General features: G+C 36.5%; 10 protein-coding genes and 1 pseudogene. 5 read left to right on the forward strand and 6 right to left on the reverse strand.

Annotation, left to right across the window (positions count from 1 at the left end; translation table 11 throughout):
• Position 1: 1 nt before the first annotated feature.
• A complete protein-coding gene (locus LQV47_RS03835) occupies positions 2 to 1117 on the forward strand; it encodes an efflux RND transporter periplasmic adaptor subunit (RefSeq protein ID WP_230034042.1) in 1116 nt (371 codons plus the stop codon).
• On the forward strand, positions 1117 to 4215 hold the full coding sequence (locus LQV47_RS03840; RefSeq protein ID WP_230034044.1) for a CusA/CzcA family heavy metal efflux RND transporter: 3099 nt from the start codon (positions 1117 to 1119) through the stop codon (positions 4213 to 4215). Before LQV47_RS03835 ends, LQV47_RS03840 begins: the two co-directional genes overlap by 1 nt.
• Before the next feature lie 250 nt (positions 4216 to 4465).
• Here LQV47_RS03840 and LQV47_RS03845 read toward each other — a convergent pair whose 3' ends face one another.
• The 6 genes and pseudogenes from LQV47_RS03845 to LQV47_RS03870 all read right to left on the reverse strand — a co-directional run bounded on the left by LQV47_RS03845 (position 4466) and on the right by LQV47_RS03870 (position 8969).
• A complete protein-coding gene (locus LQV47_RS03845; RefSeq protein ID WP_230034046.1) occupies positions 4466 to 4699 on the reverse strand; it encodes a hypothetical protein in 234 nt (77 codons plus the stop codon).
• A gap of 235 nt (positions 4700 to 4934) precedes the next feature.
• Positions 4935 to 5909, reverse strand: coding sequence for a DUF6624 domain-containing protein (locus tag LQV47_RS03850; protein WP_230034048.1), 975 nt, complete (start codon positions 5907 to 5909; stop codon positions 4935 to 4937).
• Between the two features lie 172 nt (positions 5910 to 6081).
• Positions 6082 to 6648 (reverse strand): cysteine hydrolase family protein, encoded by a 567-nt coding sequence (locus tag LQV47_RS03855; RefSeq protein ID WP_230034050.1) that lies wholly within the window; start codon positions 6646 to 6648, stop codon positions 6082 to 6084.
• 35 nt (positions 6649 to 6683) lie between these two features.
• Complete coding sequence (locus LQV47_RS03860) at positions 6684 to 7154, reverse strand: YciI family protein (RefSeq protein ID WP_230034052.1); 471 nt, start codon at positions 7152 to 7154, stop codon at positions 6684 to 6686.
• Between the two features lie 64 nt (positions 7155 to 7218).
• Positions 7219 to 8397, reverse strand: coding sequence for a nicotinate phosphoribosyltransferase (pncB, locus tag LQV47_RS03865; protein ID WP_230034054.1), 1179 nt, complete (start codon positions 8395 to 8397; stop codon positions 7219 to 7221).
• 95 nt (positions 8398 to 8492) lie between these two features.
• Positions 8493 to 8969 (reverse strand): annotated as a pseudogene (locus tag LQV47_RS03870) (Dps family protein).
• A gap of 216 nt (positions 8970 to 9185) precedes the next feature.
• Between LQV47_RS03870 and LQV47_RS03875 the strand changes: the two are divergent.
• The 3 genes from LQV47_RS03875 to rpsG all read left to right on the forward strand — a co-directional run bounded on the left by LQV47_RS03875 (position 9186) and on the right by rpsG (position 12026).
• On the forward strand, positions 9186 to 10772 hold the full coding sequence (locus LQV47_RS03875) for a hypothetical protein (protein WP_230034055.1): 1587 nt from the start codon (positions 9186 to 9188) through the stop codon (positions 10770 to 10772).
• Positions 10773 to 11112: 340 nt separating this feature from the next.
• Positions 11113 to 11526 carry a 30S ribosomal protein S12 gene (gene rpsL, locus LQV47_RS03880; RefSeq protein WP_002983146.1) on the forward strand — a complete coding sequence of 138 codons (414 nt, stop codon included), beginning with the start codon at positions 11113 to 11115 and terminating at the stop codon, positions 11524 to 11526.
• A 23-nt stretch (positions 11527 to 11549) separates the two neighbouring features.
• Positions 11550 to 12026: a 30S ribosomal protein S7 gene (gene rpsG / locus LQV47_RS03885; protein WP_047491372.1), complete on the forward strand. Its 477-nt coding sequence runs from the start codon at positions 11550 to 11552 to the stop codon at positions 12024 to 12026.
• Positions 12027 to 12029 lie beyond the last annotated feature (3 nt).

Here is a 12029-nt window from a genome sequence, read left to right on the forward strand (position 1 = left end):
TATGAAAATGAATATTACCAGATACATTGCCGCAATTTATCTTTCTGCATTGGTTTCCCTTACTGGCTGTAAAAACCAAAAGCAGGATAACGAAGTTCAGAAACCCTATTGCATCAGTAAAGAACTTAAGAAGGATATTAAACTTGTTCAGGCAGAAATGCGCCCTATTGAAGAAAGTATTACACTTACCGGAGAAGTGGAAAGCAATTCAGACAAAACAGTTCCTTTTGTAAGTCTTGTAGATGGAGTGGTTACAGAAACGTACTTCTCTTTGGGAGACTATGTGAAAAAAGGGCAGGTTTTAGCAAGTGTAAAAAGTACGGCTGTCAATGAAATGCAGGATGATACCCAGACGTTGCAGGCTCAGCTGGCAGTGGCCAAAAGAAAGCTGTCTTCTGTAGAAGCGATGTATAAAGATGATATTGCCTCTCAGAAAGACTTGCAGGAAGCCAGATCCGAAGTGGCGATATTGCAGTCTAATATTTCCAAGACCCAAAAAAATATGCAGCTGTATTCAGCAGGAGGGAGCATGATTCAGATTAAAGCTCCCGCAGACGGATATGTTGTTTCCAAAAATATTTCCAAAGGAATGCCGGTTACAGCTGGAGGTGATGAGCTATTTACCGTTTCCAATCTGGATAAGGTTTGGGTAATGGCTAATGTATATGCTACCAATATGAGACATGTGTATGTAGATCAGCCGGTAGTGGTGAAAACCCTGGCGTATCCTGATGATAGTTTTTCAGGGAAAATCAACAATATTTCACAGGTTTTTAACGAGAATGAAAGAGTCCTCAAGGCGAAAATCATTATGGATAATAATGGCATGAAACTAAGACCTGGAATGTCAGCAGATATTGTTCTTCCGGTCAATTCACAAAACAGAACTGCACTGGCAATTCCTGCTAAGGCTATGATCTTTGATAATAATCAGAGTTATGTAGTGGTGTACAAAAAAGACTGTGAACTGGAGATCAGGCCGGTAACGGAAATCACTTCTAACAGCCAATATATTTATGTGGAAGGAAACTTAAAACCTGGTGAAAGTGTTATTGCTTCCAATGGGCTGCTGATCTATGAAAACCTGAAAAACCAATTAAATAACTCCACCAAGTAATGCGAAAATTTGTACAGAATATAGTTTCCTTCTCTTTAAAAAACTCATTGATTGTTCTTCTGGGAACTTTCCTTTTGTTGGCTGGAGGAATCTATTCCTATATGCACACTCCCATTGAAGCATTTCCGGATGTTACCAATACCAGAGTAAGGGTGATTACCCAATGGCCGGGAAGAAGTGCCGAAGAAATAGAAAAATTTGTTACCCTGCCGATTTCGAAAGAAATGAATGCGATCCCGAATAAAACATCGGTTCGGTCTATTTCATTGTTTGGATTATCGGTAGTTACGGTAATTTTTGATGATCATGTAGATGACTTTTATGCCCAGCAGTATGCCTCTAATAAGCTGGGAAATGTGGAGCTCCCCAACGGTGCAGAATACAGTATCGAGCCTCCTTCCGGGGCTACCGGTGAAATTTATCGGTATATTATCAAAAGTAAGCTGCCGATCAAAGAAGTCACAGCGATTCAGGATTGGGTCATTGAAAGGGAGCTGTTGGCAGTTCCGGGAGTAGCTGACGTGGTCAGTTTTGGTGGTGAAGAAAAAACATATGAAATAAAAATTAATCCTACGGAATTACACAATTATGACCTTTCCCCCCTGGATGTGTATGAAGCAGTTTCGAAGAGTAATATCAATGTAGGAGGAGATGTAGTGGCCAAGGGAGATCAGGCTTATGTAGTGCGGGGGATCGGTCTTTTGGAAAAAAAGGAGGATATTGAAAACATCCAGATTGAAGTAAAAGGTTCTACGCCTATTTTGGTAAAACATGTGGCAGAAGTAAAAATCTCGGCAAAACCAAGATTGGGACAGGTAGGATACAATAAAGAGAATGATGTAGTAGAAGGAATTGTGATCATGCTTCGTGGTGAAAACCCAAGTGAGGTTATTGCGAAACTGAAGGATAGGATAGAGCAGCTGAACGGAGGAGAACTTCCGGGTGATATTCAGATTGTCCCTATTATTGACCGTACGGAGCTGGTGAATACAACCGTTCATACCGTTTCCAAAAACCTGATTGAAGGGGTGATCCTGGTTTCTATTATAGTATTTATATTTCTGTATAACTGGAGAACGACATTCATAGTGGCTTCGGTGATTCCTCTGGCTTTTCTTTTTGCTATTATAATGCTGAGGATTCAGGGGCTTCCTGCTAATCTGATTTCTATGGGAGCATTGGATTTCGGATTGCTACTGGAGGGAACATTGGTTATTGTAGAACATGTATTTGTGGCTCTTGAGCTTAAAGCCAGGAAAATAGGGCTCCGAAGGTTCAATAAGATTTCAAAACTTGGGATCATAAAAAGAAGTGCCGGAAGTGTGGCAAGCTATATTTTCTTTGCATTGCTGATTCTTATTGTGGCATTGCTGCCTATTTTCTCTTTCCAGAAAGTAGAAGGAAAAATGTTCTCTCCTTTAGCATTTACCTTGGGATATGCTTTGTTAGGATCATTAATCTTGAGTTTGACCTATGTGCCTGCAATGTGTAAACTGTTGCTGACTAAAAATATAGAAGAAAAGGAGAACTTTATATCAAGATTCTTCAGGGTGAATATCTATAGAATTTATGAATTCAGTGACCGTCATAAAAAAGGATTTATGATCGGGTTTATTACTTTATTAGCGATTTGTGGCTGGAGATTCTCCAATTACGGATCTGAATTTTTACCTAAGCTGAATGAAGGAGCAATCTATGTACGTGCAACACTTCCTAATAGTGTAAACCTTGATGAATCCGTACGTCTGACGAAAGAAATGAAAGGGATTCTAATGAAGTATGATGAAGTGAAATTTGTGATGACCCAGACAGGCCGTCCAAACGATGGAACAGACCCTACCGGATTTTTTAATATTGAATTTAATATTCAGCTGAAGCCGGAAAATGAATGGAAGAAAAAAATATCCAAAGAAGAACTTCTGGAAGAAATGAGAGGCTCTCTTGAAAAATATCCGGGTATTAACTTCGGATTCAGCCAGCCGATTCAGGATAATGTGGAAGAATATGTGGCAGGAGTAAAAGCCCCATTGGTGATCAAAATTTTCGGAAATGATCTGTTTGAACTTGAAAACTATGCCAATCAAGTAGCCAATTCCATTAGAACGGTTCCTGGAATTTCAGACGTAAATGTCTTTAAAAATATAGGACTTCCTGAGCTTAGAATACAGCTTCATGACTCAAAAATGGCAAAATACGGTGTTTCTACAGCAGATGCACAAGCCGTTATTGAAATGACTATTGGAGGACAGGCAGCCACCAAATTTTATGAAGAGGAAAGAATGTTTGATGTTATGCTGAGATTTGAAAAACAATATCGTGATACCCCTGAAAAAATGGGGGATATCCTGATTCCTACTCAGGATAATAAAAAAGTACCGCTGAAAGAAATTGCAACGATTGATTATCATACCGGTCCGTCTTTTATTTACCGTGAAGGAAACAGCAGGTATATTGGAGTAGGATTCAATATTGAAGGCCGTGATTTGGGAAGTACAATCAAAGAAGCCAAAGCCAAAGTTGAAAAAGAAGTAAAACTTCCCAAGAGTCATAAAATGACCTGGGCCGGAGAGTTTGAAAGTAAAGAAAGAGCGGCAAAACAGCTGGCAATGGTAGTGCCCATTTCTTTAGTTCTTATTCTGATGCTGCTGTATTTCAATTTTGGGAATGTAAAAGATACACTGATCTCTTCCATTACATTGGCGTTTGCATTTATCGGAGGGTTTTTGTCTCTCTGGTTTACAGGAACCATTTTCGGAATCTCCGCAGGGATCGGTTTTATTATCCTTTTTGGAGTAGCAACTATTGACGGTATCGTTCTGATTGGAGTGATGAAGGAGAACTTACAAAACAGGATACCTCTTAAAAATGCGATTGCTCAGGGGGTGCAAAGCAGAATCCGTCCGGTAGTAATGATTGCCTTAATGGGATCTATGGGACTTTTACCGGCAGCAATGTCCAATGGAATGGGGTCTGAAATCCAAAAACCGTTAGCAATTATGATTGTAGGAGGACTGATTATCTGTATGCTTCTGTCGTTTACCATACTGCCGATTATATTCTATTATGCCTATCGTAAAAAGTACAAAGAGGCCATATAGTTTCTTTCATTTTTGTTCATTATGTTAACCGGGATTCTTGAGGGAGATCCCGGTTTTTTATTCCGTTAAGTGCTTTTTGCAAACTCTGATATTTCAATATTTTTTGCCACATCATTTTCATATCGGTTTTGGTTATTTAAAGGTAATAAAAACCTATGATCAACGGTATATTTCTTTGAAAATGAATAGAATGATCTTTTCAATAATAAAAAAGTGAGCCGGAAGCCCACTTTATTTGTTGTTCATTAGATTATGGAGTAATTATAATGGGATCTGGAAAAGGTTCAAGAACCAATGGTTTGCACATTGCGGCCGGTTGGCAGGTTCCCCCCATGCATATAAAATTAGTCATAGTGGTGGAGCCGTCAGGACATCTGATCATGGCTTCACCATGGCATCCTCCGGGACATTGTGCAGGATACAAAGTTCCTCCAAAGACATCTTTCAAATCTGTTCTTGAAAGTTTTGATACGTTCATTTTCATGGTTTAATTTTTTTTGTTTAGTAAATTAATTTATTCTTAACACTCTTATAATTAATTAAGTAAGCTTAAAAATATTGAACTAAAATAGTAAATTATTCTATGATAATTGAATTAATTTATGATAAATGTTAAAATAAAGGTTAGATTTTTTAAAAATGCCAAATAAGTTTAAAATAGAAGAATGTCAATTAGATTTGAAATCTAACTATGAATAGTATAGTGATGTGATTTCTGTTTATTTGTGCTTTGTTTTTGCCTCCAGTTTAGGCAAGTCTTTTTTATATTGTTCAGCATCCCATTTAATTTGCCAATTCTTTACATACTCTGCCAATGGAGGAAGTCCAACATCTGTGCGTCTTTTATCTACATTATCAGGATCTTCTAATGGGGATACATAATATATTTGTGTTTCAGGATCACGTCCGATCTGGCTGCCGTAAATTTGTCTTTTACCTTGTCTCAGGGCCACCCTGTCTTCGAGAAGGGCCAGACTGCTGCTTTGTGCTTTACCATTTTTTACAGCATCTCTCATCATGGGTAAATATTTTTCCTGTGTTGCCTGATCTGCATGTTGGATAACAAGAAATAATGTAGCACTTCCCTGTCCGCCCACAATATCAGGACCCACCCAGCCATATTTATCAAGAATGGCTTTTACCTCAATAAGATTTAGTGAATCTTTTTTATTGATAAGCTGCCAGTGCTCATTCATTTCTTTTGATTCCCTACCGTATTTTTTTTCAATATCATCGATTTGTTTTCTGTACTTTTGGTCTTCATTATAAATGTCACCAAGCTTTGCGGCTAAGGGTTTATTCAAATTTGCTTCTGCTTTCTCCTGATTCTGTTTTATTTTTTCCATTAGAGACTTCCATCGTTTATCACTATGTAAAGAGCTAAGGTCTGTATCCGTTGTTATATGGTTATAATTACTGAATTTTACTGCAATCCTGTCAAGTTGGGAAAATGCACTGTCTGGCACTGATGCCATTGCCCAAGAGCATGCTGCGTTATACCTATCATTTAGAGACGCTTTCCAGCCGTTAGATTTAAATGCTTCTGAATAGTGGGTGGCAGAGTTCTTGAAATCCTTGGCACGGTAAAGTGATTCAGCCGTTTTTACTTTATCAGTGTATTCTTTGGAAACAGTTTGTCCGAAGAGCAGTTTTGTTGATACTAAAAAAAGCAAAACGAATAGTCTTATTTTCATGGAATTAATTTTTTGTAGATTTTAATTTGTATGGTATTGAAAATGAGTTTCTAATATAGTAAAAAAACAAATCACTATATCGTCATATAGTGATTTGTTTTTATTTTTTTTATAATGTTAGAAAATCCCTTTTCCTTATAATGATTAACAAAGTATATTCTATTAATCTTTTTTATAATTCATTTAATAATTTTTCTGAATCCCATACAACAGCAAATTCATCATTTAAATTAGCAAGAGTAGTGAGGTGTATTAATTCTGAATCATATTTTTCTCCGTTTATTCCAAGTCTGTCGAATGCTGCAGTTGCATCAGAAATTAAGTAGGTTTCATAACCATAATTTCCAGCCATTCTTGTCGTAGTGGAAACACAATGATTTGTAGTTATTCCAACAATAACCAAAGTCGTTATATTTTGATGGTCAAGTTGCTCCTTTAAATTGGTTCCTATAAAAGCACTGTTTACAGTTTTTGTAATGACAGGCTCATCGTTTTTGGGCAATACATAATCATTAAATTCGAATCCGGTATGGGTTTCATGTAATTTTGAATTGATGTTGGATGAGCTGTGTCTGATGTGAAAGATAGGGAGATGTAGCGCTCTCCATTTCTCTAATAATTGTCCACTGACTTGCTCTGCTGTTTTGTTATTTCTATTTCCTCCCCAATAGTCTTCATCAAGAAATCCCTTTTGAATATCAATTAATACTAAAGCTGGTTTTTTATCTCTAAGTTTCATGTATTCAGAATTATATAGGTGTTTTTTAATAATGGTTAAGGATTTTCCTTCGAAATTTCTTCGTGATGTTTAAGATATAGAGGCAATGCCGCCGATCCATACCATGGGAAAATTTCATAACTAAAGACTCCGGCTTGTACAGCGGGATCTGTCTTTACCCACTGCTCTGCTTCTTCTTTAGATTTTGTATTAAAGATGAACATACCGCGGTAGTTTTCTTTATTTTTTTCCAGAAAGGGTCCTGCTACAATAATTTTTCCTTCATCAGCCAGTTTCCCGATATTGGCCATATGACCTTTCATGACTTCTCCCATTTTGGCTTTGTCATCTATTTTTGTGCTTCCGGAAGTAAGCATGACAATGGTGTAGGCCTTCATCCCGTATTGATCTGCACCAAGTGAGGTAGCCAGTTCCTGATTGAATTTTACTTTTTCCTTTTTATTCTCCTGGGCGAAGGATAAAGTGGTCAGCAAAACAGTAAAAGGTATAAAAATTTTTAATTTCATAGATGTTTTAATTATAATGTGGATATCTCAGATCTGACATCTCTATCTGAAATCTGTCTAAACCCTAATCTTTTATTCTTAAAAATTCCTTGGCAAGCTCTATCATTTTAGGATCACCCGTATATTTTCCATGCTCATCAGAAAGTTTTACTGTTGGGATCCATTCTTTGTTAGGAGCCTGTACACCAATAAGTTTCATAACAATATTCATTGGTTTTACCCCTACATCATTGGTAAGGTTGGTTCCTATTCCAAAAGAGATGCCTATTTTTCCTCTGCAGTAGCTGGTAATTTCCCCTACCTTTTCAAGATTCAGGGCATCAGAGAAAATAATATACTTAAACATTGGATTGATGCCGTTATTCTGATAATGCGCAATGGTTTTATCGGCAAATTCAAGGGCGTCACCGCTATCATGACGTACCCCATCAAAAAGCTTGGCGAATTTTTTATCAAACTGCTGGAAGAAAACATCTGTGGTATACGTATCTGAAAGAGCAACTCCAAGGTCCCCTCTGTATACATCTACCCAATGTTCCAAAGCGAGTTCATTGGCCATTTTGAAACCATATTCAGCAGCGTGGAACATAAACCATTCGTGAGCATGGGTTCCAATTGGCTTTACACCATACTTCATGGCGAAATGAACATTAGAACTTCCGATAAAAGTAGAATCTTTTTTCTGTGTTAAAGCTTCCATTACCAGGTTCTGTACTTTATAAGAATGTCTTCTTCTGGTCCCGAACTCTGCAAATGTTACTCCAAGTTCTCCCAATGAATCTGCCTTCTCCAGCGTTTTACTCATTACTATTTCATTGGAATCCCTTTCCATATGATTCATTTCGTAGTGAAGTTCACTGATCAGTGCCAGTAAAGGAACCTCCCAAAGAATCGTTCTGTACCAAAGTCCTTCCACTATTACAGAAAGATCACCTCCTTCCTGATGGATTTTTACTTCAGTAGGATCATAATGATAGCCTTCTAAAAAATCCAGGTAAGGAAGATCAATATAAGGACAGGTTCTTGCCATGAATTTCTTCTCATCTTTGGTAAGCTTAAGTTCTGCCATCTTATTAACAGCCTCCCTTAACGCAGCATCAAAGCCTGGCGGAAAGTGGTGTTTTCCTCTATTGATAAATTCGTATTTTACAATAGAACCTGGGAAAAGTTTTACCACTGCATTCTGCATGGTTATTTTATAAAAATCATTATCGAGAATTGAGTTGAGTCTTACGTCGTTCATAATATGTGTAATTTTAACGCAAATATAGAAATAAAAAATAAAATCGCCTAAATGTAAGGCGATTTTTTTGAAATATTTCAATGCTTGCTATTGCGCTATTTTCCAAGGTAAGAATTGTACATCCAAACTTCTTTCTCCTGTTCTGTGATATAGTCGCTCATTTGAGAGTTTGTACCTTCATCACCTGCTTTATCCGTAATGTCTAATAAGTCTCTCTGAAGATCAATAACCACCTTGAAAGAGCTTAAAATCAATTCAACACTTTTTGTACCATCTGTCACTTCTTTTGTCTCTTTAATGGTAGCTACTTTCAAATAGTCGGAGTAATTGTGAGCCGGGGTAGCTCCCAAAGTCAAAATTCTTTCTGCAATCTAATCAATTTTTAAAACCAGGCTATTGTATAGCTCTTCAAATTTAGGGTGAAGGGTAAAAAACTGATCTCCCTTAATATTCCAGTGAGCCCCTCTGGTGTTTTGATAGAATATGGAATAGTTGGCTAAAAGTGTATTTAATTTTTCTGAAATTTTTTTACAGTCGGCTTCTTTAAGACCGATAATACTGGCGTTTTTCATATGTATATATTTTATATTTAATTGTTATGAGATCATATGGAACTGTCTTCCTCACTGCGGTTTTGGCCAGGAGATGTTTATAATGGCAGTTTCATAAGTTATCTATTTGAATCTATCAAATTTACGAAATATTGTGCCGGAATGTCCTCTTTATTAATAGATGATAACTATAAGAAAATTTTAAAAAAATAGTTTGGAAGTAGTATTATTGCAGAGATGAAAAGTTTTCTGATCACAGCAGCAGTATTTTTTGGGATATGTTTTATTTATATCCTGATTATGCTTTCTACTACCGGGAATTATTTTACTTATCTGTTGGATGATGCCTATATTCACATGGCAATTGCTAAAAACTTTGCAGTTCATGGTATTTGGGGAATAACCAGGTATGTTTTTTCCTCTTCCTCTTCATCCCCGGTTTTTACCCTTATTTTAAGTGCATTGATTTCTCTCTTTGGAGATCATGCTTTAATTCCGTTGATTTTTAATCTGGTTTCAGCCGGATTGCTTATTGTTATCCTTAACAAATACTACTCCCTGTTTTTCAATCAGAACAGATCTATAGTTTGGGCTTGCTTGTTTAGTCTTTTCTTTGCGGTGCTGCATGTTCAGATTGTAACAGGGATGGAGCATATTTTACAGACATTGATGATTGCCATCAATATTTACTGCTTTAAAAAATGGTTCGATAATGATGGTAAGGATAGGACCTCTCAATATGGTTTCTATTTTACGCTCCTGTCATTAGGCCTGATAAGATTTGAAAGCATGTTTTATTTTGTCTCCCTTGCTTTTGTCTTTATGCTGATCAGGAAATGGAAGTATTCAGCACTTGTGCTGGTTTGTGGCTTTATTCCTATTTTTCTCTTCGGATACTTCAATTATCCTAAAAGTGGATATTTTTTTCCCAATTCAGTTGTTGCCAAAGGATCACTGATAGATTTCTCGGGGAATATACCGATACAGATCATTGATCTCATACTGAAAAAAGTGATTTTCAATATCAGTTTTTATAAGCTTGGATTATTTCCGTTATTCATCAGTATTGTTTTATTGTATAGGGATTATCAAAAAAAAGTAAGCTTTCAAAAAATCATTGCAAACAACTTTCTCATTATAACCTGGAATTTTACTTTTATCCTGCATAGTCTATTTGGGGAAATAAAAGGGCAATTCAGGTATGAAGCTTATCTTTTGGTTGCTTTTGCAATGGTTCTCATTCCAAAGTTGAAATCTTTTTTCGCCCAGCCATTACAGTTTTTTAGAAAAGAAAGAATCATAGGAATAAGTATACTGGCGAATGTATTATTGCTGGTATATAAGTCTGGTCATGCTCATATTTTGATAACCAATGGAAGTGCCAATATATATGAACAACAGATTCAGTCTGCAAGGTTTTTGAAAAAATACTATAATACCTCTAAGGTGGTGGCTAATGATATTGGTGCGATATGCTACTTTACGGATATCCATTTACTTGACTTCATGGGATTAGGGTCTAAAGAAATGCTCCCTTTCAGAACGAAAGATAAAAGGCCTGATGATTCATTTGAAAGCTTTTTGACACGAAGTGCTGTTGAAAATCAGTATCAGCTGGCTATCGCTTATGAAGAATGGCTGGATGGGCATACCCCAAAGAACTGGAACAAAGTTGCCCGTCTGGAGGTAGGAGGAAAGAATGTCGTACTGGGTGAAAAACACTTGTTCATATATTCCATTAACCCTGAAATTCATAATTCTTTAAAACAAAATATTAGAAACTTTAACTGGAATAAGAATGTTAAGGTTACAATCATTGAATAATTAAAGCAAGCTATTGCTGTAATTATCTTAATGAATAGATAATAGTTTGTTAACCGGACTGACAGATTGTTTTTTTTAGCTTTATCCCCAAAACTGATATGGCAGGTCTTGGGACTGATCTTTTAAAAGGAAAAGCAATAAAGGTTGCTTTTAAATAAAATTTTATTTTTTTGAGTGAATCCTGAAGGTTCAATAATGAGGCAATAACATGAAAACCAATAGGGTTGCCGTAGGGTATAAAAAACAAATAAAAAGTTTTTTTAAACAAATAAAAATATATAACTACTTGTCAATTAAAAAAATATTAGTATTTTTGCACCCTAAAATAAAAAGCAATTAAATGCCTACTATTCAACAATTAGTAAGAAAAGGAAGAGCCACGCTTGCCAAGAAGAGCAAATCGGCTGCCCTTGATTCTTGTCCACAAAGACGTGGTGTATGTACGAGAGTATATACTACTACACCGAAGAAACCTAACTCTGCACTTAGAAAAGTAGCAAGGGTAAGACTTTCTAACGGTAAAGAAGTGAATGCCTATATCCCGGGCGAAGGACATAATCTTCAAGAGCACTCGATAGTATTGGTTAGAGGCGGAAGGGTGAAAGACCTACCGGGAGTACGTTACCACATCGTAAGAGGTGCATTAGACACAGCTGGTGTAAATGGAAGAACTCAGAGAAGATCTAAGTACGGAGCTAAGAGACCTAAACCAGGACAAGCAGCTGCGGCTCCTGCAAAAGGAAAGAAAAAATAATCATTAAATAAGGTACAGAAGCAATGAGAAAGACAAAAGCGAAAAAAAGACCGTTGTTACCAGATCCGAAATTTAATGATCAATTGGTAACTAGATTCGTAAACAACTTAATGCTTGACGGTAAGAAGTCAATCGCATTCAAAATTTTCTATGATGCATTAGAGATCGTAGAAACTAAAAAAGGAGATAACGAAAAAACTGCACTTGAAATCTGGAAAGATGCACTTACAAATGTAATGCCTCACGTAGAAGTACGTTCTAGAAGAGTAGGTGGAGCTAACTTCCAAATCCCTATGCCAATCAGAGCTGACAGAAAAATTTCTATGGCAATGAAATGGTTAATCAAATATTCTAAAGCTAGAAATGATAAGTCTATGGCTTTGAAATTAGCTAACGAAGTGGTAGCTGCTTCAAGAGAAGAAGGTGCTGCTTACAAGAAAAAGAGTGATACTCACAAAATGGCGGAAGCTAACAAAGCGTTTTCACACTTTAAATTCTAATCT

This window comes from Chryseobacterium sp. Bi04 (genome assembly GCF_918698085.1).
In the GTDB taxonomy this organism is placed as follows: Bacteria; Bacteroidota; Bacteroidia; order Flavobacteriales; family Weeksellaceae; genus Chryseobacterium.

Coding starts and splice junctions, on each gene's coding strand:
- LQV47_RS03835 (WP_230034042.1), top strand. CDS start 2: ATGAAAATGAATATTACCAGATACATTGCCGCAATTTATCTTTCTGCA.
- LQV47_RS03840 (WP_230034044.1), top strand. CDS start 1,117: ATGCGAAAATTTGTACAGAATATAGTTTCCTTCTCTTTAAAAAACTCA.
- LQV47_RS03845 (WP_230034046.1), bottom strand. CDS start 4,699: ATGAAAATGAACGTATCAAAACTTTCAAGAACAGATTTGAAAGATGTC.
- LQV47_RS03850 (WP_230034048.1), bottom strand. CDS start 5,909: ATGAAAATAAGACTATTCGTTTTGCTTTTTTTAGTATCAACAAAACTG.
- LQV47_RS03855 (WP_230034050.1), bottom strand. CDS start 6,648: ATGAAACTTAGAGATAAAAAACCAGCTTTAGTATTAATTGATATTCAA.
- LQV47_RS03860 (WP_230034052.1), bottom strand. CDS start 7,154: ATGAAATTAAAAATTTTTATACCTTTTACTGTTTTGCTGACCACTTTA.
- pncB (WP_230034054.1), bottom strand. CDS start 8,397: ATGAACGACGTAAGACTCAACTCAATTCTCGATAATGATTTTTATAAA.
- LQV47_RS03875 (WP_230034055.1), top strand. CDS start 9,186: ATGAAAAGTTTTCTGATCACAGCAGCAGTATTTTTTGGGATATGTTTT.
- rpsL (WP_002983146.1), top strand. CDS start 11,113: ATGCCTACTATTCAACAATTAGTAAGAAAAGGAAGAGCCACGCTTGCC.
- rpsG (WP_047491372.1), top strand. CDS start 11,550: ATGAGAAAGACAAAAGCGAAAAAAAGACCGTTGTTACCAGATCCGAAA.